This is a genomic window from Vibrio sp. B1REV9, from assembly GCF_905175395.2.
GTDB classification, from domain to species: domain Bacteria; phylum Pseudomonadota; class Gammaproteobacteria; order Enterobacterales; family Vibrionaceae; genus Vibrio; species Vibrio alfacsensis.
In genome coordinates, this window is the sequence record NZ_CAJIMW020000221.1 from 317086 (window position 1) to 341325 (window position 24240).

Annotated in this window: 19 protein-coding genes, 4 tRNA genes and 1 other annotated feature; of the genes, 10 read left to right on the forward strand and 13 right to left on the reverse strand. The window is 44.8% G+C overall.

Features of this window, described 5'->3' with window-relative positions; translation table 11 throughout:
- Positions 1-21: 21 nt before the first annotated feature.
- From KHN78_RS01895 to uvrY, 9 genes are all read right to left on the reverse strand, one after another.
- On the reverse strand, positions 22-1275 hold the full coding sequence (locus tag KHN78_RS01895) for a carboxynorspermidine synthase (RefSeq protein ID WP_211919567.1): 1254 nt from the start codon (positions 1273-1275) through the stop codon (positions 22-24).
- An 18-nt stretch (positions 1276-1293) separates the two neighbouring features.
- Complete coding sequence (locus tag KHN78_RS01900) at positions 1294-4200, reverse strand: pyridoxal phosphate-dependent class III aminotransferase (RefSeq protein WP_211919569.1); 2907 nt, start codon at positions 4198-4200, stop codon at positions 1294-1296.
- Between the two features lie 776 nt (positions 4201-4976).
- Positions 4977-5052: transfer RNA gene (locus tag KHN78_RS01905), tRNA-Gly, on the reverse strand.
- Positions 5053-5063: 11 nt separating this feature from the next.
- Positions 5064-5150 (reverse strand) — tRNA-Leu (locus KHN78_RS01910).
- An 80-nt stretch (positions 5151-5230) separates the two neighbouring features.
- Positions 5231-5306, reverse strand: a tRNA-Gly gene (locus KHN78_RS01915).
- Positions 5307-5340: 34 nt separating this feature from the next.
- Positions 5341-5414: transfer RNA gene (locus KHN78_RS01920), tRNA-Cys, on the reverse strand.
- A gap of 398 nt (positions 5415-5812) precedes the next feature.
- Positions 5813-6370: a CDP-diacylglycerol--glycerol-3-phosphate 3-phosphatidyltransferase gene (gene pgsA, locus KHN78_RS01925; protein ID WP_128811138.1), complete on the reverse strand. Its 558-nt coding sequence runs from the start codon at positions 6368-6370 to the stop codon at positions 5813-5815.
- 46 nt (positions 6371-6416) lie between these two features.
- Positions 6417-8249: an excinuclease ABC subunit UvrC gene (uvrC, locus tag KHN78_RS01930; protein WP_211919571.1), complete on the reverse strand. Its 1833-nt coding sequence runs from the start codon at positions 8247-8249 to the stop codon at positions 6417-6419.
- A 1-nt stretch (position 8250) separates the two neighbouring features.
- A complete protein-coding gene (gene uvrY / locus KHN78_RS01935; RefSeq protein WP_128811140.1) occupies positions 8251-8895 on the reverse strand; it encodes a UvrY/SirA/GacA family response regulator transcription factor in 645 nt (214 codons plus the stop codon).
- Between the two features lie 623 nt (positions 8896-9518).
- On the opposite strand from uvrY, the gene KHN78_RS01940 reads away from it, so the two are divergent.
- Positions 9519-11882 (forward strand): DNA polymerase II, encoded by a 2364-nt coding sequence (locus tag KHN78_RS01940; RefSeq protein ID WP_211919573.1) that lies wholly within the window; start codon positions 9519-9521, stop codon positions 11880-11882.
- Positions 11883-11938: 56 nt separating this feature from the next.
- Here the strand turns inward: KHN78_RS01940 and KHN78_RS01945 are convergent, their stop codons facing one another.
- Complete coding sequence (locus KHN78_RS01945) at positions 11939-12706, reverse strand: nucleotidyltransferase domain-containing protein (protein ID WP_211919575.1); 768 nt, start codon at positions 12704-12706, stop codon at positions 11939-11941.
- Positions 12707-12892: 186 nt separating this feature from the next.
- Between KHN78_RS01945 and yeiP the strand changes: the two genes are divergently transcribed.
- A complete protein-coding gene (gene yeiP, locus KHN78_RS01950; protein WP_128811143.1) occupies positions 12893-13459 on the forward strand; it encodes an elongation factor P-like protein YeiP in 567 nt (188 codons plus the stop codon).
- Between the two features lie 2 nt (positions 13460-13461).
- On the forward strand, positions 13462-13782 hold the full coding sequence (locus KHN78_RS01955; protein ID WP_128811144.1) for an HI1450 family dsDNA-mimic protein: 321 nt from the start codon (positions 13462-13464) through the stop codon (positions 13780-13782).
- A gap of 228 nt (positions 13783-14010) precedes the next feature.
- Here KHN78_RS01955 and rluB read toward each other — a convergent pair whose 3' ends face one another.
- The 3 genes from rluB to rnm all read right to left on the reverse strand — a co-directional run bounded on the left by rluB (position 14011) and on the right by rnm (position 16763).
- On the reverse strand, positions 14011-14949 hold the full coding sequence (rluB, locus tag KHN78_RS01960) for a 23S rRNA pseudouridine(2605) synthase RluB (RefSeq protein WP_211919577.1): 939 nt from the start codon (positions 14947-14949) through the stop codon (positions 14011-14013).
- Positions 14950-15235: 286 nt separating this feature from the next.
- Positions 15236-15856 (reverse strand): L-threonylcarbamoyladenylate synthase, encoded by a 621-nt coding sequence (locus tag KHN78_RS01965; protein ID WP_211919579.1) that lies wholly within the window; start codon positions 15854-15856, stop codon positions 15236-15238.
- Between the two features lie 37 nt (positions 15857-15893).
- Positions 15894-16763 (reverse strand): RNase RNM, encoded by an 870-nt coding sequence (gene rnm / locus KHN78_RS01970; protein ID WP_211919581.1) that lies wholly within the window; start codon positions 16761-16763, stop codon positions 15894-15896.
- 95 nt (positions 16764-16858) lie between these two features.
- Between rnm and KHN78_RS01975 the strand changes: the two genes are divergently transcribed.
- From KHN78_RS01975 to trpA, 7 genes are all read left to right on the forward strand, one after another.
- Positions 16859-16984: a Trp operon leader peptide gene (locus KHN78_RS01975; RefSeq protein WP_211919583.1), complete on the forward strand. Its 126-nt coding sequence runs from the start codon at positions 16859-16861 to the stop codon at positions 16982-16984.
- Positions 16931-17034: a sequence feature (Trp leader region), on the forward strand. (Overlaps the previous gene by 54 nt.)
- A 125-nt stretch (positions 17035-17159) precedes the next feature.
- Positions 17160-18725, forward strand: coding sequence for an anthranilate synthase component 1 (locus KHN78_RS01980; protein WP_211919585.1), 1566 nt, complete (start codon positions 17160-17162; stop codon positions 18723-18725).
- Positions 18726-18741: 16 nt separating this feature from the next.
- The gene (locus KHN78_RS01985; RefSeq protein ID WP_211919587.1) at positions 18742-19350 is read left to right on the forward strand and encodes an aminodeoxychorismate/anthranilate synthase component II; all 609 of its coding nucleotides are present in this window, start codon (positions 18742-18744) and stop codon (positions 19348-19350) included.
- A gap of 37 nt (positions 19351-19387) precedes the next feature.
- Complete coding sequence (trpD, locus tag KHN78_RS01990; RefSeq protein WP_211919589.1) at positions 19388-20398, forward strand: anthranilate phosphoribosyltransferase; 1011 nt, start codon at positions 19388-19390, stop codon at positions 20396-20398.
- A gap of 13 nt (positions 20399-20411) precedes the next feature.
- Positions 20412-21851: a bifunctional indole-3-glycerol-phosphate synthase TrpC/phosphoribosylanthranilate isomerase TrpF gene (trpCF, locus tag KHN78_RS01995; RefSeq protein ID WP_211919591.1), complete on the forward strand. Its 1440-nt coding sequence runs from the start codon at positions 20412-20414 to the stop codon at positions 21849-21851.
- 101 nt (positions 21852-21952) lie between these two features.
- Positions 21953-23143: a tryptophan synthase subunit beta gene (gene trpB / locus KHN78_RS02000; protein ID WP_211919593.1), complete on the forward strand. Its 1191-nt coding sequence runs from the start codon at positions 21953-21955 to the stop codon at positions 23141-23143.
- The gene (gene trpA, locus KHN78_RS02005; RefSeq protein WP_211919595.1) at positions 23143-23949 is read left to right on the forward strand and encodes a tryptophan synthase subunit alpha; all 807 of its coding nucleotides are present in this window, start codon (positions 23143-23145) and stop codon (positions 23947-23949) included. The genes trpB and trpA overlap by 1 nt, the downstream gene beginning before the upstream one ends.
- The last annotated feature ends 291 nt before the right edge of the window (positions 23950-24240 follow it).

Sequence of the window (24240 nt, forward strand, 5' to 3'; positions counted from 1 at the left end):
AAACAAATTTAATAATAAAACTTATTTGTTCAGTTCGTGAATCAGCGGTAAGCCCTGACCTGCTTCCAACTCCTGAACATGCCAATCAAGGCCGATTGTTGGCATTGTTTCTAGGAACGGATCTGGGTTTAGCTGTTCCATGTTGAACACACCTTTATCTGCCCATTCGCCACGGAAGAATTGCAGCGCGGCTGTAATTGCTGGCACACCTGTTGTGTAAGAGATCGCTTGGTGTTCAACGTCTTCGTACGCGACTTCATGGTCTGCGTTGTTGTAGATAAACACGCTGCGCTCTTTACCGTCTTTCTTACCTTGAACCCAAGTACCGATACACGTTAGGCCAGTGTAGCCAGGTGCTAGAGACGTTGGATCAGGCAACATCGCTTTTAACACGTGTAGAGGTTGAACGACTGTACCGTCGTGTAGCGTTAGTGGTTCTGGACTTAGTAGGCCAATATCACGCATTACGTTGAAATAGTTTAGGTAACGGTCACCGAACCCCATCCAGAATTCAATGCGTTTTGCCGGGATGAATTCTTTCATTGAGCGAACTTCATCGTGCGCCATTGAGTAAACTTTGTGTGAACCACAGTTCGGGAAATCAAACTCTAGCATACGAGAGTGGCAAGGCACTTGTTTCCACTCGCCGTTTTCCCAGTAGAACGAGTCGCCTTGGATCTCAAGCATGTTTGTTTCTGGGTCAAAGTTGGTTGCAAACTTCTTACCGTGGTCGCCTGCATTCACATCCATTACGTCGATCGTATCAATTTCATCAAACAGATGCTTCACTGCGTACGCCGCGAATACCGATACTACGCCTGGATCGAAACCAGCGCCTAGGATACCCGTGATGCCCGCTTCTTCGAACTTCTCGCGGTAGCCCCATTGCCAATCATAAGCTTCAGGAACTTGCTGACCTTCAGAACATAGGTCAACGGCCACAGATGTGTCTAGGTATGAAACTTTTGCTCGGTAACACGCTTCCATGATTGGCATGTTAACCCACGGAGGACCCGCGTTAATTACGAGATCCGGTTTAACTTCTTCAATAAGAGCAACCAGAGAATCTACGTCGTCAGCGTTAACTGCGCGCGCATCTAGTTTCTTAGTTGAATCTTTCAGGTTGTTTTTCTTCTGAATCGATTCGATGATCTTCTCACACTTACCAATAGTACGTGATGCGATTGTGATATCACCCAGAACGTCGTTGTTTTGTGCCGCTTTGTGTGCAACAACCCAGCCAACGCCGCCTGCACCAATCTGTAGAACTGCCATAGTTTTCCGTTACCTTTATTAAACTAGCTCAACGGCTAGCGTGTTGATTTTCAAGAGCAAAGATTCAAAGTCCGATGTCGTCAAACAAGGATTCAAAATCGTAAATTTAAGAGCGGTCTTACCATCGACGATGGTTTCTCCAAGTACTGCGATACCACGAGTCAACGCTTCTAGACGCAATGCTTTATTTAGTTCATCTAAATCTGCAGATGCGTTTTTTATATGGACATTTGTTGCACGGACGTTTGTTGCGCGGAATAGAACCGTAGAAAGTGCTGGGTCAGCCAGAAGTTCAAACTGATCGTGTGCGCGAATCATGTCAGCCACTTGTTGTGTTTGTGCTAACAAGTGATCGTACATATCGCCAAGCGCTTTAGGGCCCACGTTTTGCATCGTCATAAAAACTTTCAATGCATCAAAACGCTTCGTGGTTGCGATGGATTTGTCGACCAAGTTTGGCAGTTCATCGTGTTCACGGTTTAAGTAGTCCGCATGATGAAGTAAGAACTTGAAGTTCGACTTGTCATTCACCAGCAACGCACCGCAGCTGATTGTTTGGTAGAAGAGTTTGTGGAAGTCGACACTGATCGAGTGCGCACGCTCTACACCTTTCAGGCGTGATTTGTGGCTGCTAAGAATCAGTGCGCCACCGTACGCGCCATCAACGTGCATCCACATTTCATGTTTCGCTGCCATATCAGCAATGAAATCAAGATCGTCAATTGCGCCGTGATCGGTCGTACCCGCGGTGCCAACAATAGAAAATGGAATCAAACCTTCTGCTTTTGCCTGGGTTAGAACTTGATCTAACTGAGTAACATCCATGGTACCGTCAGCGTTCGCATCGACAGTCATCACCGCTTTCTCACCAAGTCCCATCCAAGAAGCTGACTTTTGAACAGTGAAGTGTGATTTCTTCGAACATACAATGCGCAGTTTGTCTGCGTAATCGGGCAGACCCAACTTCTGAATAGAGTGACCGCTTAGCTTATCTGCCATCCAGTCACGCGCCAGCATTAAGCCCATCTGGTTGCTTTGCGTACCACCGCTAGTGAAAATACCGTCGGCCTGATTACCTAGCTCGTATTTATTGCACAGCCAGCCGATCACTTTTTGTTCAACGTAAGTCGCTGACGATGCTTGATCCCATGAATCCATTGATTGGTTCAACGCTGCAATCATGGCTTCTGCCGCTATCGCAGGCATCAATGGAGGCGTGTGTAGGTGAGCAATACAATCAGGGTGTTGAGTGAAGATGGCATTCTTTGCAACGAGTTCAGCCGCCTCATCAATCACCGATTTGAGCGGTGCGTTCTTGTTATCCAAATCAACCGAGTTGATAGCCGCTTCGAGTAATTTAGGATCCATTCCTGAGTATGGCGTGTTGACCTGCTCAAACACCGACTTCATTGCTGCAGTCATGTGGTTCATCACTGACGCAAACTCAGTACCACCAAGTTCACCGGTTTGAATGAAGTGCTTTTTCCACTCTTCTTGTGGGTCTGTTTCAATGTGGCTACCACCCGCCGCGATAATTGCGTCTTCCAATACTCGGAGGGCAAAATCGATTTGCTCAAAAGAGATAATGAGTGGAGGAAGGAAACGGATGACTGAACCGTCGCGGCCGCCCTTTTCTACCATCAATCCACGCTCAAGCGCCGCACGTTGAATAGCAAGAGTAAGTTGGCCATCTGACAAAGGCTCACCGAACTTGTTTAGTTCGCCATTTGGGTTCTTAATCTCAACGCCAAGCATTAAGCCTTTGCCGCGTACATCTGCAATACAGTTAACGCGTTTTTGAATGCTCTCAAGACCAAAGCGTAAGTACTGACCGGCAACGTTCGCATGTTCAACAAGGTTGTCGCGTTGGATGATTTCTAGTGCTTTTGCACCTGAGACCATTGCGAGTTGGTTGCCACGGAAAGTACCCGTATGCTCGCCAGGCTTCCATGTGTCGTGTTGTTTGTTGATCACCAATAATGACATTGGCAAGCCACCACCGATTGCTTTAGACAAACATAAAATATCAGGCACGATACCGGCTTCTTCGAATGCGAAATTATGACCAGACTTGCCAACACCACATTGAATTTCGTCGAAAATCAGCAAGATGCCGTGATCGTCACAAATGCGTCGCAACTCACGTAGCCAGAATGCAGGAGCAGGAATAACACCACCTTCGCCTTGTACTGGCTCGACAATGATCGCAGCGGGCTTCATGATGCCTGCCTCATCGTCATTCAATAAACGTTCTATGTAACGAATACTCGCTTTCGCGCCCTCGTCACCGCCTAAACCAAATGGACAACGTAAGCTGTATGGGAAAGGCATAAAGTGTACGTCTGACATCAAACCGGTACGACGAGCCTTAGTGCCCAAGTTACCCATCATACCCATGGTGCCATTCGTCATACCATGGTAGGCACCACGAAAAGCAAACATAGTGTTACGGCCCGTGGTTTGTTTAGCGAGCTTAATCGCCGCTTCAACGGCATCAGCCCCTGACGGACCACAGAATTGAACAACACAATTATCACTCATATCTTGAGGAAGAAAGTCTTTCACTGACTTGATGAAATGCGTTTTCGCCGATGTTGCAATATCAAGTGTCTGATACGGTAAGCCCGCATCCAACTGTTCTTTTAGTGCTTGGTTAATCTCTGGGTGGTTATAACCCAAAGCTAGCGTGCCTGCACCAGCTAAGCAGTCCAAGAAGATTTGACCTCGAGAATCTTCCACCAAACACCCATAAGCTTGTTTGATCGCAATCGGTAAGCGACGAGGATAAGAACGAACTTCAGATTCATGTTCCTCCTGCTCAATCAAAATTTGATCCGGCGTTAAATCATAGACCCCGTCAACAATAGGAATCTGAGCAGAAAAGAAATTTGCGATAGTATTATCGACTTCAAAGGCAGTGCTCATACTACATAGTCCCTTGAATTATAATTATTCTCTTTCCTATATTTATTTTTATTAATATTAAATAGTAGGAAATAGATACACCTCCGCACCGCCGAAGCAAAACGACAGGTACAGATACACCGTCTCAGGTAAGTGAGACTTTTAACGATGTTGAGGAATAATCAAGGCTCCGTAATGCACCCGTTTTGAAGAACTGGACATTTCGGTAAAATGAAGCTGATTAGTGTGTGTGTGTTAAAAAGTTTCAATGTTGGGTTTCCCATAAACATGCTGAACTTGCAGCATTAGTATCCCGTCTATCGACAAATGGCTTTGCCAATACCTACCCTACGTAATGTCACAATCAGCTTGAATGGTCATTACGCGTATCCCCCAGAGATGTGCCGTATAATTACGCTCCGAGATTGCGCGGAAATTTATCACAAATTAAAATCATCTGGAAATAATTTTTCACATATCACTCATAAATGATACTAAGCCGAATAATACATAAGCAGTAAGTTATGCCAAGAAAAGCACTTGAGAAAAAGCATAAATTTCAGAAAACTAATGATTCTAATCAATATGTTATAACGCGCGAAACAGCGATTTTGACAAGCAATAATGATCAAGCTTTTACTGTGACTAATCTTACTTGAGTATTAGATGTGTATTAGAACAAACAGAGGTGAACGGGTATTGTTCTGGATGAGATTGGGAAAACAACGAATGGAACGCACATTTAGACAAATGTTCGGATACTAAAAAGCCCAACATAAATGCTGGGCTTTGAAGTTTGGAGCGACACACGAGGTTCGAACTCGTGACCTCAACCTTGGCAAGGTTGCGCTCTACCAACTGAGCTAGTGTCGCAATGTTTGAGATGGTGCCCCGGGCCGGACTTGAACCGGCACAACGCGAACGTCGAGGGATTTTAAATCCCTTGTGTCTACCAATTCCACCACCAGGGCACACAAATTTCTTTGTGATGCCTTTACAGAAAAGTAAAACACCATCCGATACCGCTAAAAAAGCCATATCTTTAAATTTTTGGAGCGACACACGAGGTTCGAACTCGTGACCTCAACCTTGGCAAGGTTGCGCTCTACCAACTGAGCTAGTGTCGCATTTATTCTCGAAAGTCATTCACTTTCAAAAGAATGGAGGCGCCTCCCGGAGTCGAACCGAGGTCCACGGATTTGCAATCCGCTGCATAGCCACTCTGCCAAGGCGCCATCTTTGTGAATGAAGTTAACTTCTTTCACCACCCTTTCAAGCCGTGCTCTCTTGGGTACGGGATGCATTCTACGGATTCGAGCATTCGAGTCAACACTATTTTTAGTTTTTTAAATCGTTTGACCACAATTTGTTCGAAACGCCATAAATTGCTTGGTTTTAGTACTAAAAAATCCCAAATACACTTGTTTATCATGAATATTGGGCTACTACGCTAGCGAATATCAATAAAAGATCTTCCCTTATTATCATTAAGTATTACTTGTTAAACGCGACATTTAATATGAAGAAAACAAAAACAAGACTTAGATCACATTCATGATGATTTTTATTCTGGAATAAAAAAGCAGGCCATCAAGCCTGCTTCTTAAAATGCTATTCGTACGAGCGGTAACAATCAGTGATGCTCTTCATTGAGCAAGTCATCTTTCGCCGCAGCGAGATACTGAACCATTGACCAATAAGTCAGGAATGTCGCAACGTAAAGTGCACCAAAACCAACCCATACCATCCAATCGTCGTAACGCCAAATCAGAACCCAAAGTGCAAACATCTGTGAAACGGTTTTCACTTTCCCTACCCATGAAACAGCAACACTGGCTCGTTTACCAATTTCAGCCATCCATTCACGCAATGCAGAGATAATGATTTCACGCGCTATCATAGTCACTGCTGGGATAGTGACCCAAATCGTATGGTAATGTTCAGTAATCAAAATTAAGGCTGTGGCGACAAGTACTTTATCCGCAACTGGATCGATAAAGGCACCAAAGCGAGAGGTTTGGCCCAATTTTCGGGCTAACATGCCATCTAACCAATCCGTAAAGCCTGCAACCCAAAATACCATTGCGGCGGCAAATGGTGCCCAAGAGTAAGGTAGATAGAAGACAACCACAAAAACTGGGATTAGGAACAGTCTTAGTAGGGACAGAATGTTCGGGATATTCAAACGCATTTTATTATTCTCTTACACATTGCGGCTTAATGTTGCGGGATTTTCTTTATTGTTTCAATGCTTGGAAAATAATTTCTGCCAAAGAGTGGCTAATTCCTGGCACTTTGGCGATTTCTTCGACACTCGCACGCTTCAATTCCTGTAAACCGCCCATATATTTGAGCAAAGCTTGGCGACGTTTCGGTCCTACACCCTCAATTCCTTCTAACGCACTGGTTCTTCTCGTCTTTCCACGTTTCGCTCGATGGCCTGCGATTGCATGATTATGACTCTCATCTCGGATATGTTGAATCAAATGCAATGCTGGTGCATCACTTGGCAAATTAAACTCACCACCATCTACGGTAATTAAGGTTTCAAGACCTGGTTTACGAGTCACCCCTTTGGCAATACCGATCATGGTTGGACGCTTTGGCCAATCTCCCCAATATTGCGAAATAATCTCATGAGCACGGTTGAGTTGACCTTTGCCACCATCAATAAAGATGATGTCCGGTATTTTCTCGACATCCAACTGTTTAGAATAACGGCGCTCTAATGCTTGTCCCATCGCAGCATAGTCATCGCCTCCGGTTATCCCTGTGATGTTATAGCGACGATACTCTTGCTTAACCGGTCCCTCACTATTGAAGACCACACAAGAGGCGATAGTACTCTCCCCCATCGTATGAGAGATATCAAAACACTCCATACGAGTAATAGACTCTAAACCCAACACTTCTCGTAATGCTTTGAAGCGTTGGTTAATGGTCATCTTATGGTTAATCTTCGCAGTAAGCGCGGTCAGAGCGTTTGTATTGGACAACTTCAGATAGCGGCCACGAGAGCCCGTCGGTGATGTGTGGAAACGTATTTTACGCCCTGCTACATCACTTAGCGCTTGCTGAAAAGAAGCGATGTTCTCTCCTAACTCTTGATTCAAAATGATACGTGTCGGGATCGTACGAGCTTCATTGTGGCTTAAATAGTATTGAGATAAGAAACTATCAAAGACTTCCTGTTGACTTGTATTGTGAGGGATCTTAGGAAAATGACTTCGACTGCCGAGCACTTTACCTTGGCGAATCATCAGAATGTGTATACAAGCGATGCCTTTTTCTTGTGCAAAACCTAACACGTCCATGTCATCCAAAGTATCCTCAGATACAAACTGCTGCTCTTGCACTCTTCGAATCGCTTGGATTTGATCTCGAAACTTGGCCGCATCTTCAAAACGAAGTTGTTGACTCGCTTGTTCCATCTTCACAATCAGCTGTTCTAGAACTTGCTTGTCTTTCCCTTGTAAAAATAGACGAACGAAGCCCACTAATTCTCCGTAGTCTTGTTCAGAAATGATTGTACTGACACATGGGCCTGCACAGCGACCAATTTGATACATCAAACAAGGACGAGTTCGGTTGGAATAGACCGTGTCTTCGCATTGACGGACGGGAAATATTTTCTGCAGTAAATGCAACGTTTCGCGAACCGCCCCTGAGTCGGGATAGGGACCAAAATACTCACCTTTACGCTTTTTCGCACCACGATGCATCGACAACCGTGGATGTTTGTGGCCACTTATAAAAATGTAAGGGTAAGATTTATCATCGCGCAAAAGCACGTTGTATTTAGGCAAATACTGCTTGATGTAATTATGCTCAAGGATAAGTGCTTCTGTCTCCGTATGCGTGACAGTGACATCAATTTTGGCAATATTACTAACGAGGGCGCGAGTTTTCTCGCTGTCGACTTTCTTACGAAAATAACTAGAAAGGCGCTTTTGAAGATCTTTGGCTTTACCGACATAAATAACAACAGCCTCGGCGTTGTACATTCTGTAAACGCCGGGCTGATGAGTAACTGTCTTGAGAAAGGAAGCCGAATCGAAAATAGGATTCACGCTAAAGGGTCTCGGTATCCAGCATTCCGTGGCGGATCGCTAAGTGTGTTAACTCAACGTCACCGTTAATGTCCAGTTTATTAAACAAGCGATAGCGGTAACTATTGACTGTTTTTGGACTTAAATTCAACTGTTCAGAAATATCCGTTACTTTCTGGCCTTTGGTGATCATCATCATGATCTGCAATTCACGCTCTGAAAGGTCTTTAAATGGATTTTCTGACGCAGGCGAGAATTGACTCAATGCCATCTGCTGCGCTATTTCCGGAGAAATATAACGTTGTCCACTTTTAACCACACGAATGGCATTGACCATCTCGTCGGGACCTGCACCTTTGGTTAAGTAACCAGAAGCCCCCGCCTGCATCACCTTAGTTGGGAACGGATTTTCCGTATGAACGGTCAAAACGATAATTTTTACATCAGGATTCACGCGAAGAATTTTCTTTGTGGCTTCTAAACCGCCGATACCCGGCATGTTCATATCCATCAAAACGACGTCGGCATGATTACTACGACACCATTTTACTGCTTCTTCACCGCTGTCAGCTTCTCCTGCTACGTTCATTCCACGGACGTCTTCAATAATACGTCGTATCCCTGTGCGAACCAGCTCGTGATCATCTACAAGGAAAACATTTATCAAACTTGTATCTCCACACTTGGTTTGGTTCTGCACCCACATAATGGTAATTAAATGTGGATATCAGTATGAGGCCTTATACTAACGCATTAGGCACAAAATTGCTTTCTTTGAATATGTGCTGAAACGCAAACTTTAGCAAGAACTTATTCACCAGCCACTCAATTGTTCAAAAGAGCAGAATGCAGAACCAATTTTAAATATTACGCTAATTAACAACATAAACGCCCATAAATCAAGAAACTAAGTTTCATATTGTTCAGTTAAGCTAAATATCTAGAACAAATGGTCATTCATTAAGCAACCGTTTCCCTATTATCCTACTTCATGAATAGTACTATCTCATTACCATTTGCTCGTGCAATTCCATTTAACCTCAACTTGGGATTAAAAACCTATATTGCTCAATTTATGAGCAATATAATCAAATGCAAAAGTCAGCACGTCTATTTTAGATGGGCGATGAGACCAAAAGACAAATCAATCGCGGGTCTATAGCGTTCATTTTAACGACATTAGACGTTAAAAGCGTCGTTTTGAATGGCTTCGATTATCCCGAATTGAGGCTATTTAGGCCATTGAGTGATAGAATCATTACTTATTTCGATTGTTAAGGTTTCCCACTCTTGAATATCCAGCAAGGCTTTCTTCTGACTCGACAAGCTCGAGATATAAAAGGAAAAACACAAATAGAGCTTTGGCTGTCGACAGATAACGGCCCAACTCAACTGCTTATTCAAGAAGAAAAACCGGTATTTTTTCTCCTGCATGATCATATTGAACAAGTCAAAAAGTTGGCTCAAACTCATCATATTGCTTGTGATATTCGCCCGTTAGAGTTAAAGAATTTCCAACTCAAGCCACTCGCAGCCTGCTATTCGCACACTACCCGAGATGCATTGGCGCTGCAGGATCTACTAAACCAAAATGAACTGACGCACTACGAGGGCGATATACGACTCGCGGATCGCTACTTAATGGAGCGCTTCATTAAAGGAAGCATGGAGTACACCGGCAATATACAAATTCAAAATGGTTTCCAACGAGTCCTAAATGCCAAATGCCGCCGTGGTGAATACCAACCGAAACTTCATGTCGTTTCACTCGATGTAGAGTGTTCTGAAAAAGGCATTTTATACTCAATTGGGTTAGACAGCCCAGCTGACTCTCGCGTCATCATGATTGGTACGCCTGAACCGGCAGAAACGTCGATTCAATGGGTAAAAGACGAACGTGCCTTGCTTGAAGCATTGATCGATTGGTTTAACTGTTTTGACCCAGACGTAATTATAGGTTGGAACGTTATCGACTTCGATTTTCGCTTACTGCATAAGCGTGCTGAGTGGCATAACATGAAGTTAATGCTTGGCCGTGCTGATCAAGCGAGTTTTTTCCGTAGCTCCGCTCAAAGTCAACAAGGGTTTATCTCGATACCTGGGCGTGTCGTTCTAGATGGTATTGATACCTTAAAGACGGCGACCTATCACTTTCGCTCTTGGTCACTGGAGTCGGTCTCTCAAGAACTGCTTGGTGAGGGTAAAGAAATTCATAACGTGCATGACCGAATGGATGAAATTAATCGCATGTACCGTTCCGATAAACCCTCGTTAGCAAAATACAACTTACAAGATTGTGTTTTGGTAAACAAAATCTTCAATCATACTCACCTACTTGATTTTGCCATTGAGCGCTCTCGCTTAACCGGTGTCGAGCTTGATCGCATTGGCGGTTCTGTCGCGGCGTTTACTAACTTATATTTACCACAGATTCATCGCGCGGGCTACGTAGCACCAAACCTACACCCAGAAGATTGGATTGCGAGTCCCGGCGGTTATGTGATGGACTCAATACCCAACCTGTACGAATCTGTTTTAGTCTTAGACTTTAAGAGCCTTTACCCCTCTATTATTCGCTCATTTCTCATTGACCCTATGGGGTTGATTGAGGGCTTACAACAAGAAATCGGCAAACTCGACCATCAATCTGTTCCCGGCTTTCGAGGCGGCCAATTTCATCGCACCAAACACTTCTTACCAGAGATGATCGAAAACCTCTGGGCAGCCAGAGATATCGCAAAGAAAAATAACGAAAAAGCATTCTCTCAAGCAATTAAGATCATCATGAACTCATTTTATGGTGTTTTGGGCTCTTCTGGTTGTCGCTTCTTTGATACACGCCTCGCGTCTAGCATCACTATGCGTGGGCACGAGATCATGAAGCAAACTAAGGTGCTCATCGAAGAGAAAGGCTATCAGGTGATTTATGGTGATACGGACTCGACTTTTGTGTCTTTAAATGGCGCGTTTAGCCAAGCAGACGCAGATAAGATTGGTAATGAGTTGGTCGACTATATCAACCAATGGTGGAGTGACCACTTGCGTTGCGAGTACAATCTAAACTCGATCCTTGAACTCGAATATGAAACCCACTATCGCAAATTTTTGATGCCGACGATTCGTGGTGCAGAAACTGGGTCGAAAAAACGCTACGCGGGTTTAATTGGAGAGGGTGAACACGAGCGCATCATCTTTAAAGGGCTCGAAAGCGCACGAACAGATTGGACACCATTAGCACAAAAGTTTCAAAACACGCTGTATCAAATGATATTCCATGGTGAAGATCCGAGTGATTACGTTCGCGAGGTTGTAGAAAAAACCAACAGCGGCGAGTTCAATGATCAGCTGGTGTATCAAAAACGTCTGCGCCGCAAGTTACACGAATACCAAAAAAATATCCCCCCACAAGTACGCGCTGCGCGCATAGCGGATGATATCAACGCAAAACTAGGACGCCCTTTACAATATCAAAACCGTGGACGTATTGAATATTTGATCACCGTAAATGGCCCTGAGCCGAGAGAATACTCATCAAGCCCAATCGATTATCAACACTATATTGATAAGCAGTTAAAACCTGTCGCTGATGCGATCTTGCCGTTTATTGGTACCGATTTTGAGCAATTGTCTGCCCCACAGATGGGACTATTCTAAACATAATTATGCGAAGCCACGATCCCAATCAGAAACGACTTCGCGTAAGGTTAGAATCAACCTATTCGAAATTCGGTTTTTTGATATTGCTTCACCAACCAATCACCGAAGACGTCAATGAGCCCAATTACCGAACGCTTAGGAATACTCCGACCTGAAAGTAAAATACCAAGACGTTCAATCTCAACTTGTTTTTCTGGGTGGTACTTTAAAAATACCGCCCCACACTCGATAGGATCATCAAACCAACGCTTATCTCGGTACATCACCAACGAATAAGATGCTCTTAGCAACTTCTTAGCGATCACCACTTGCGCACTCACTAACTCGTCAATACTTTGCGCTTGAGCTATCTTAGTTCGATAAACCGTTAGCCAGTCTTGCACATCCATATTCCAGTGCTTGGCTATCTCCCAACTTGGCTCATAATCCCCAAAGCAATCACTTAAATCATTGCCATAGACGCATACACAGCAATGTTTCAACATAAAGCCCCAAGTAAAGATGCTATCTAGATTCGCAACTTCATTGACGACAGCAGTACGGATCGACACGCCCTTTACATGTGGGTACCCCTGCTGAGCACGCCACTTAACCGTATTAATTAACGTCGCACGATTACTCTCAAAGGTCGATTTGGTTACTACGACCAAATCAAGATTAGATTGACCTGAAACCGCCGTCTTTCGTGCCACACTGCCATAAACATATACACTATGAAGATTAGGCCCAAGCCCGCCTTTTAGACACATGATAACTTCACGGATCAACGGCGCGAACTCTGGTTGAAACGGTTGCTGTGGATTAATTACAGGGAGAGACATGAAAGAAAACGCGAACTCAAGCATATTACAAACGATGAGTTATATGATCCACTAGCCTTGCGTTTGAATCAAGCCCGTTACAATGCTTATTGATGATCGAATTACTGCGATGAATTTTGGTGCCAGATAACAAAGTTGGGTATATAATCACAAAGTTTTGCTTAATAAGTGTAATAGGAAAATACAATGCCAAAGGCAAGTGAAATCAAAAAAGGCTTCGCAATCGAGTCTAATGGTAAAACTCTTCTAGTAAAAGACATCGAAGTAACGACTCCTGGTGGTCGTGGCGGTTCAAAAATCTACAAAATGCGTTGTACTGATCTAACGACAGGCGCACGTGTGGATGAGCGTTACAAGTCTGATGACGTTGTTGACACAGTAGAAATGAACAAACGTGCAGTAATGTACTCATACGCTGATGGCGATGAGCACATTTTCATGGACAACGAAGACTACTCTCAATACACATTCAAGCACAATGAAGTTGAAGATGAGCTTCTATTCATCAATGAAGACACGCAAGGTATCCACATTATCCTAGTAAACGGCGCTGCTGTTGGTATCGAGCTTCCATCTTCTGTTGAACTTGTTATTGAAGAAACAGATCCATCAATCAAAGGTGCATCTGCTTCTGCACGTACTAAACCAGCACGTTTTGCTTCTGGCCTTGTTGTTCAAGTTCCAGAGTACATCGCAACTGGCGAGCGTGTAATTGTGAACACAACTGAACGTAAGTTCATGAGCCGAGCATAAGCATGTCTGATTTGATTTCTTACGACGACGTTATCGACGCAGCGTACGACATCTTCCTTGAGATGGCTCCAGACAACCTAGAGCCTGCTGATGTCATTCTGTTTACTGCACAATTTGAAGATCGCGGAGCGGCCGAACTTGTTGAAACTGGTGATGACTGGGTTGAACATGTTGGTTTCGAAGTAGACAAAGAAGTGTATGCAGAAGTTCGTATCGGCCTAGTAAACGAGGAAAATGACGTACTTGATGACGTATTTGCTCGTATGCTAATCAGTCGAGATCCTGAACATAAGTTCTGTCATATGCTTTGGAAACGTGATTAAAACGTTCACCAATTTTGCATTCAAACACCAGCCTCGTGCTGGTGTTTTTTTATGTCTAAATCCCAAGCTCTAAGCTCTAAGCTCTAAGCTCTAAGCTCTAAGCTCTAAGCAGTGTAAAAATTCGTTTCAAAGGCAATAGGTAAGAAAGTAAAACAAGGGATAAAAATAAAATAATGGATAAGAAAAAGGCCTGCCAATTGGCAAGCCTTTCAAATGTTTCGCTAATCATTAACGATGCTTATTGCGTCCACCTTGTTCGCCAGCCGATTTACTTGGCTTACGACGAGACGGGTTATTGCTGCGACCTTTCGGTGCGCTTACTCGCTCTTCATGGCGCTTAACTGCGCGGCGAATTTTTTGGCTACGCGCACGTTCACGCTTGCGTGATGTATTTTCTTTATCAAGATCAAGCATGGTTTCTTTCTCTGGACGAAGTTCTACTAACTCACGTAGGTAGTTTACTTCTTTCAGATCAAGCTCCATCCAACCGCCACGTGGCAGTTTTTTATCTAGATAGATGTCGCCATAACGAACACGCTTCAAGCGGCTCACTGTCGTTTCTTGCGATTCCCACAGACGACGTACTTCACGGTTACGACCTTCGTTGATCACGACATAAAACGTGTGGTTCATACCCTCACCACCCGCATATACCACATCTTCGAAACGCGCTAGACCATCTTCTAGCTCAACTCCGCGAACTAGATTTTTTACTTTTTGTTCTGTAACGTCACCGAAAACACGAACAAGGTATTCACGTTCAACTTGGCGACTTGGGTGCATTAGACGGTTAGCCAATTCACCATCAGTAGTGAATAGCAACAAGCCTGAAGTGTTTGCATCAAGACGGCCCACTGAAATCCAGCGAGAACCACGAATCTTTGGCAGACGATCAAAAACAGTGCGACGACCTTCCGGATCGTGACGAGTACATAGTTCACCTTCCGGCTTGTAGTATGCCAGTACACGACAAATCACTTCTTCTTGTGCCTTTGCAGACACAACGTGACCGTCGATTCGAACTACGCTGTTCTCATCTTCTAGTCTCTCACCAAGTTTAGCTACCATGCCATTTACACTAACGCGACCAGATTTGATTAACGCTTCAATCTCGCGACGAGAGCCGTGGCCAGCACGTGCTAATACTTTTTGTAACTTTTCGCTCATTTATCTACCTATGTGTCGTCTTCACAGACGTCGAGACCGAAATTGGCCTTCATTATGCAAGTTACCCAGTTAATGGGATTTTTTTCAGTCAGATATTATACGAGATTCTCAAATTTAATGTAAGCAAAATCGACCAAAGAATCGCTCATCAAATTCTCGAAAAATTCCATTCTCTTTTTGTGATTCTGTGACCAACAATCACAAAAAAGGAGGCAAACATGCCTCCTAACGTTATTGACTGTATAAAGAAACAATCGTTATCAACGTTCGTAATCGCTAAAAAATTTTACTCAAACGGAGCTGGATCACCGGCGCCTACACGAGCAATTACCGCGTCGCCTTCGCTAAAATCAACAACCGTTGTCGGTTGTTCACCAAGGTAACCGCCATTAAGAATCACGTCGACTACGTGCTCTAGCTTGTCACGAATGTCTTCTGGATCCGATTCCGTTACGTCATTACCAGGCAAGATAAGCGAGGTAGACATCATTGGCTCACCCAGTGCTTCTAATAAATCCAACGCGATACGGTTGTCCGGAACACGAATACCAATCGTCTTGCGTTTCGCATTCATTAAGCGACGCGGCACTTCTTTTGTGCCTTTGAAGATGAATGTGTAAGGACCCGGTGTGTTATTTTTTAGTAGTCGGAATGCCGAGTTATCAACACGTGCATACAGAGAAAGCTCCGACAAATCTCGACACAACAAGGTAAAGTTGTGTTTGTCATCCAGACGGCGGATCTGACAAATTCGTTCCAACGCCTGTTTGTTCTCCAATTGACAGCCTAGTGCATAACCTGAATCGGTTGGATACACAACCACGCCACCACTACGAATGATTGCTACTGCTTGACTGATCAAGCGAGCCTGTGGGTTTTCTGGATGAACGTAAAAAAACTGGCTCATTGTAATTCCTCATTATCGAACCTCTCGGCTCTATATTTTATGGAGTCTTAATTTCGTTGCTATTCAACGAGGGATCAATTCCCCAATCTTTCCAAACTGGTTCTACGCCCGCAGGTAACCAGAGGTTTCTTCCCAACTCCATCCACGGTGATGGATAGTGAAAATCGCTGCCTTGGGAAGCTAATAGTTTGTATTGTATAGCATAATCCGCCAAAGTGCGCCTTTCTTGTTGCGCTTGTTGAGGTTGCGCTACTTCCATCGCATCACCGCCCGCTTCAACAAACGCAGCTAATAGACGTTTTACCCACTTAGCTGTCAGCTGATAACGCCCTGGATGCGCTAACACCGCGTGTCCACCAGCGGCATGAATGGCATCGACGGCCTCTTTCATCGAACACCAATTTGGTGGTACATATCCTGGATTCGTGCGCGTTAGATATTTCTTGAATACCATCTGCATGTTCTTGGCATAGCCATTATCTACTAACCATTTTGCAAAATGCGCTCGTGTAATGGGCGCGTCCCCTGCAATGTGCTGGACTTCTTCTAAAACTCCCTCTCGCGTCGCTTTCTGCAATCGCTCGGCGATCATTTCAGAACGCGCAACGCGATGCGCTTTTTGTTGTTGGATAAGATTCGTCAACGCTGGGTTTTCAGGATCCACATTCAATCCAACAATATGGATATCTTTGTTCTGCCAAACCGTGGAAATTTCGATACCGTCGATGATTTTAATCGGAAGATTATTCTCTTCTACGTATTGCTTGGCCGGAGCTAAGCCGTCAACCGTATCATGATCCGTGATCGCCAACACCTCGATATCAAAACTTAGTGCCCTATCCACCAAATCACTCGGGGTAAATCGACCATCCGAGGCAGTAGTGTGGCTGTGTAAATCAATTCTCATCTTTTTGTCGTTTTAATGCTGTTTTGGGGTTGACTTTTAATCTCCGCACCAGTTTACTAGTACACAAATACGAAGTACCTATTGTAAGGCTCACTATGTTACAAGAATTTAACCAAGACCAGAAAGCGAAAGTTTCAGTTCGTCTCAATAAGGCGAGTTCTGCTGATCTAGCTTGGTGGCGCACTTGGACAAGTTCTTGGTGGGCGAACGTGTACTTTTAGTTTAGAGAATTAAATGTCGCAAAGCCCGCTAGTTCAGCGGGCTTTTTTGTTTTGTCGTCCATCTCACATTTAACTGCTTAAACATTCATCAATTTTGACCACGACTCGATTGGGTGAACGTTTGCTTTATGCGACTATGTACGGCAGGAAGATACAACAGCTATAAGGAGGTCTTGTGAACAAGGCCATAGAGATTAAAACGCTTGGACAGTTAGAGGTGATAACAACACCTGTTCCTTATACTCAAGATCCAACGCGCTTGTTTCACACATTATGTGAAAACAAAACGGACAGTCTATTGCTAGAGTCCGCTGAAATTGATTCAAAGCAAGATCTAAAGTCATTACTTATCGTCGATTCGGCCGTTCGCATTGTTTGCTTTGACCATACGGTTACCATGACCGCGTTAACAAACAACGGCAAGAACCTACTAACGCACCTCTACCAAAATGTGCGCGGTGAAGTCACTCGTCAATTCAACGGCAACACGCTTACTTTGGAATTCACTCAACCATGTGACACACTCGATGAAGATTCCCGCTTGCGTGAGGCTTCTTCTTTTGATGCGCTGCGCTTGATTCAACACAGCTTTGATATTTCTAAGCAAGACAAACACGCAATTTTCCTTGGTGGTCTGTTTGCTTACGACTTAGTCGCGAACTTCGAGCCACTTGGCAATGCGGAAGCAACCAACCAATGCCCAGATTACGTTTTCTACATAGCGGAAACGTTGTTGGTTGTGGATCATCAAACGGAATCTTGTCAGCTTCAGGCCACATTGTTTGTTGATGATTCAGAAAAAACAACGCTTGAAACTCGAATCGAAGAAATCAACGCTCAATGTGCTGCGCCAAAACTGCTACCAAGTGCAGAGCAAATCACCGACATCACGGTTGAACCAAGCGTCTCTGATGATGACTTCTGCCAGATCGTTCGTGACTTAAAACAGTTCGTAGTGAAAGGCGATGTGTTCCAAGTTGTGCCGTCACGTCGATTCACTCTCCCTTGCCCGTCACCGCTCGCTGCATACAAAGAGCTTAAACAAAGTAACCCAAGCCCTTACATGTTTTACATGCAAGATGAGCTGTTCACTTTGTTTGGCGCGTCACCAGAGAGTGCGCTTAAGTATGAAACCGACACCAACCAAATTGAAATCTACCCAATCGCGGGCACGCGTCGCCGTGGTAAACGTCCCAACGGTGAAATTGACTTTGATTTAGACAGCCGTATCGAACTTGAACTGCGCACCGACAAGAAAGAAAACGCAGAACACATGATGTTGGTTGACCTAGCACGTAACGATGTAGCGCGTATTGCTCAAGCTGGCACTCGCCACGTGGCAGACCTATTAAAAGTGGACCGCTACAGTCACGTAATGCACTTAGTATCACGCGTGGTCGGTCAACTACGTGAAGACCTGGATGCGCTGCACGCTTATCAAGCTTGTATGAACATGGGCACGCTAACAGGCGCACCTAAGATTCGCGCAATGCAGTTGATTCGTGATGTAGAAGGTGCACGACGCGGTAGCTACGGCGGTGCTGTGGGCTACTTAACTGGTGAAGGTACGCTTGATACTTGTATAGTAATTCGCTCAGCGTACGTTGAAAATGGCATTGCTCAAGTTCAAGCTGGTGCAGGCGTGGTTTTTGACTCTGATCCACAAGCGGAAGCAGACGAAACACGCGGCAAAGCACAAGCCGTAATCTCTGCTATTCAAGCAGCGCACAAGTCAAAATAAGGAATAGGGTTCAGAGATGGCTAATATCATTTTTATCGACAACTTTGACTCGTTCACCTACAACCTTGTGGATCAGTTCCGCTCGCTAGGTCACTCAGTCAAGATTTACCGAAATAACATCCCAGCACAAACCATTGAACAAGCAGTAAACGAGCTTGAAAACCCAGTGGTTCTGCTATCACCAGGTCCTGGTGCACCGTCAGAGGCAGGCTCAATGCCAGAACTGATTCAACGGATGAAAGGCAAAGTTCCGATGATCGGCATTTGTCTTGGTCACCAAGCGATTATTGAAGCGTACGGCGGCACCGTTGCTGGCGCAGGCGAAATCATTCACGGTAAGGTCTCTATGATGGAGCACCAAAGCCATGCCATTTACCAAAACCTACCATCACCACTTGCAATTGCGCGTTACCACTCGCTGGTTGCGACCAAGGTTCCTGAGAGCCTAACCATCACAGCAGAAGTGAATGACTTGGTAATGTCTGTTGTACATGAAGAAGATAAAGTTTGCGGGTTCCAGTTCCACCCGGAATCTATTATGACGACCTACGGAGCAACACTGTTGGCCAATGCCATTGAATGGGCACTTGAAGAACAAACTTCAGCAAGCCCACTCACTGCTTAAAGAGCACTAGGCACATAAGAAATTTAGGAGAGGAAACATGGAAGCAATCATCAACCCTATTATTACCAAATTGTATGAGCAAGAGTCTCTGACTCAGGAAGAGAGCCAACAGCTGTTCGACATCATTATCCGTGGCGAACTTGAACCAATTTTGATGGCATCAGCACTGACTGCACTAAAAATCAAAGGCGAAACGCCAGATGAGATAGCTGGTGCAGCAAAAGCACTGCTGGCAAATGCAAACTCCTTCCCTCGTCCAGATTACGATTTCGCAGATATCGTCGGTACTGGCGGTGACGGTCACAACACCATCAATATTTCAACCACTGCGGCGTTTGTTGCTGCAGCATGTGGTCTAAAAGTGGCGAAACATGGTAATCGCAGCGTTTCAAGCAAATCTGGTTCTTCTGATCTTCTTGATTCGTTTGGTATTAACCTAGCCATGAGCGCAGAAGATACACGTAAAGCGGTAGACGATATCGGTGTGGCTTTCCTATTTGCACCTCAATACCACGGTGGTGTGCGCCATGCGATGCCAGTGCGTCAAACCATGAAAACGCGCACCATCTTCAACATTCTTGGTCCACTGATTAACCCTGCTCGTCCCAACATCGAATTGATGGGCGTTTACAGTGAAGAACTGGTTCGTCCTATCGCAGAAACCATGCTACAAATGGGTATGACACGCGCCGCTGTAGTACACGGCAGTGGTTTGGATGAAGTGGCGATTCACGGTGAAACAACCGTTGCAGAAATCAAAGACGGCAAAATCACTGAATACACGCTAACACCCGCAGACTTCGGTCTAGAACCACACCCGCTAGAAGCCATCAAGGGTGGCGATCCTGAAGAAAACAAAGCAATTATTACCAATATCCTGACGGGTAAAGGCACTGACGCACAATTAGGTGCAGTAGCGGTTAACGTTGCTCTGCTAATGCGCCTATTCGGCCATGAAGATTTAAAAGCCAACACGCAACAAGCGATTGAAGCAATGGATTCAGGCAAGGCATACCAATTGGTACAGCAACTTGCCGCACACGCTTAAGGAATTGATGAAGATGACTGACTTCAACACTCAACAAGCCGACAATCTGTCTCAACATGTTTCTAAGAAAGAAGCAGAGATGGCAGAAGTTCTCGCCAAAATAGTACGAGACAAATACCAATGGGTAGCAGACCGTAAAGCGTCACAACCACTGAGCACTTTCCAATCAGACTTGTTGCCATCTGACCGCAGTTTTTACGATGCATTGAGTGGTGAAAAAACGGTATTCATTACGGAATGTAAAAAAGCATCCCCATCAAAAGGCTTGATTCGTGATGACTTCGATTTGGATTACATTGCGTCGATTTATAACAACCATGCTGATGCGATTTCAGTTCTAACCGATGAGAAATACTTCCAAGGTAACTTTGATTTTCTTCCTCAAGTGCGTGGTCAAGTCAAACAACCAGTTCTATGCAAAGACTTCATGGTAGATATCTACCAAGTTTACCTAGCGCGTCATTACAGCGCCGATGCTGTGCTACTGATGCTCTCTGTCCTGAATGACGAAGAGTACAAAGCGCTAGAAGAAGCAGCACACAGCCTAAACATGGGTATCCTGACCGAAGTGAGCAACGAAGAAGAACTGCACCGTGCGGTGAACCTAGGCGCACGCGTTATCGGTATTAATAACCGTAACTTGCGTGACTTGAGCACGGATTTACATCGCACCAAAGAGCTGGCACCGACGATTCGCGAACTCGCACCAAACGCGACCGTGATTTCCGAATCGGGTATTTACACGCATCAACAAGTTCGTGATTTAGCGGAATACGCAGATGGATTCTTAATTGGCAGCTCGCTGATGGCAGAAGACAACCTAGAACTTGCTGTACGCAAGGTGACGCTTGGAGAAAACAAAGTGTGCGGTTTGACGCATCCAGATGATGCTGTCAAAGCTTACCAAGCAGGGGCTGTATTTGGTGGCTTGATCTTCGTAGAAAAATCGAAACGCGCGGTTGATCTTGAACGTGCCCGCATGACGATGAGTGGCGCACCGCTTCGATATGTCGGCGTTTTCCAAAATCACGACATTGACTTTGTTACTTCCATTGTTACGTCACTTGGATTGAAAGCGGTGCAGCTGCATGGCCAAGAAGACCAAGCTTACGTCAACAAGCTGAAAACGGAATTACCGGATGGCGTTGAGATTTGGAAAGCCTATGGCGTCACCGATACGAAACCAGCATTGCTTGCAGACAACATTGACCGCCACCTATTGGATGCTCAAGTTGGTTCTCAAACCGGCGGAACCGGACACGTGTTTGACTGGTCCCTTATCGGCGACCCTAGCCAAATTATGTTAGCTGGCGGACTGTCACCAGAAAATGCCCAACAAGCCGCAACACTCGGTTGCTTGGGATTAGATTTAAACTCTGGCGTAGAAAGTTCGCCAGGTAAGAAAGATTCACAGAAGTTGCAATCTGCATTTAGTGCTATTCGTAACTATTAAACGGTTTGTAGCTCAAAAATTATAGTTGTAGTTAAAAATTAAAGTGGTAGCGAAAAATTCACGTTATTCGCAGCTAAAAAATTACGAAAAGGAATATCACGATGGCAAAACTGAATGCCTACTTTGGCGAATACGGCGGTCAGTACGTTCCGCAAATTCTAGTTCCAGCGCTAGATCAACTAGAGCAAGCGTTTATCGATGCGCAAGAAGATCCTGAATTCCGCAGCGAATTCATGACATTACTTCAAGAGTATGCGGGTCGTCCTACGGCATTAACTCTAACTCGTAACCTAACCAAAGGCACGAAAACTAAACTGTACCTAAAACGTGAAGATCTACTTCACGGTGGCGCGCACAAGACAAACCAAGTGTTGGGTCAAGCATTGCTTGCGAAACGTATGGGTAAAAACGAGATCATTGCAGAAACAGGTGCAGGACAACACGGCGTAGCAACCGCACTAGCGTGTGCATTGCTTGGGCTTAAGTGCCGCGTTTACATGGGTGCAAAAGACGTTGAGCGTCAAAGCCCGAATGTTTTTCGAATGAAACTAATGGGTGCTGAAGTGATTCCTGTACACTCTGGTTCTGCAACACTGAAAGACGCCTGTAACGAAGCACTGCGTGACTGGTCTGCAACATATGAAGATGCTCACTACCTACTTGGTACAGCGGCAGGTCCTCACCCATTCCCAACGATCGTTCGTGACTTCCAACGCATGATCGGTGAAGAAACAAAGAATCAAATTTTGGCTCGCGAGGGTCGTCTGCCAGATGCTGTTATCGCGTGTGTGGGTGGCGGTTCAAACGCTATCGGTATGTTTGCTGACTTCATTGAAGAAGAGAGCGTTCGTCTAATCGGTGTTGAGCCTGCTGGTAAAGGTATCGATACTGACCAGCATGGTGCGCCGCTCAAACACGGCAAAACAGGCATCTTCTTCGGCATGAAAGCACCATTGATGCAAGACCCTAATGGTCAAGTGGAAGAATCATACTCTGTCTCAGCTGGCTTAGACTTTCCATCGGTAGGACCTCAGCACGCACACCTTAATGCGATTGGTCGAGCAGAATACGACAATGTCACCGACGATGAAGCTCTAGATGCGTTTCAAGAGATTGCTCGTAACGAAGGCATTATCCCTGCCCTAGAATCTTCCCACGCTTTAGCGCATGCGTTGCGTATGGCTCGTGAGAACCCAGAAAAAGAACAATTGTTGGTTGTGAACCTATCAGGTCGTGGTGATAAAGATATCTTCACTGTGCATGCCATCTTAGAAGAAAAAGGAGCGATCTAATGAGCCGTTATGAAAAGATGTTTGCGCGCCTAAACGAGAAAAACCAAGGCGCATTTGTACCGTTCGTAACGGTTTGCGATCCAAATGCCCAGCAGTCATACAAAATCATGGAAACCTTGGTGGAATCTGGTGCTGATGCCCTTGAGCTCGGCATCCCATTCTCTGATCCACTAGCCGATGGACCAACCATCCAAGGCGCGAACATTCGCGCATTAGACTCAGGTGCAACGCCGGATATCTGCTTCGAGCAAATCAGCAAGATCCGAGCTAAGTACCCAGAGTTGCCTATTGGCCTATTGATGTACGCAAACCTTGTGTACTCACGCGGAATTGAAAACTTCTATGAACGATGCGCAAAAGCAGGCATCGATTCAGTACTGATTGCCGATGTACCGACCAATGAAAGTGCAGAGTTTGTCGCGGCGGCGGAGAAATTTGGCATTCACCAAATCTTTATCGCCCCACCAACAGCCAGTGACGAAACACTAAAACAAGTCTCTCAGCTAGGCGGTGGTTACACTTACCTGCTTTCTCGCGCAGGTGTAACAGGTGCAGAGACCAAAGCAAACATGCCTGTCGGTCATATGCTAGATAGGCTGAATCAATTCAATGCACCGCCAGCACTACTTGGCTTTGGTATTTCTGAGCCAGCGCAAGTAAAAGAAGCACTTGAATCTGGTGCGGCCGGCGCAATCTCAGGGTCAGCCGTAGTAAAAATCATTGAAGTTCACGTTGAGCAGCCACAGATTATGCTCGACAAACTTAAAGAGTTCGTAGTAACGATGAAAGCTGCGACACAAAAATAACGGATTACAAAACTAAAAATATGAGATCGATTCCTTAAGTGCCATGTGGGATCGATCTTTTTTTAACATTTCATTTCAAAGTGCCCTCCTTTCTTACTATCTATTTTATAAACAACACCAGCTAAAAACATCAGCCAGATCGATAGCAAACGATTGCAATTGGCTAATAAATTATCATCAATCAAAGTTTTCTCACTTAGCGAACCAGTTTGTACCGATTTTGTATTGCTAATTGTGAATGATAAGTGTAAAAATCAACCCGATATAATTATCCAAATAACAACATTAGAT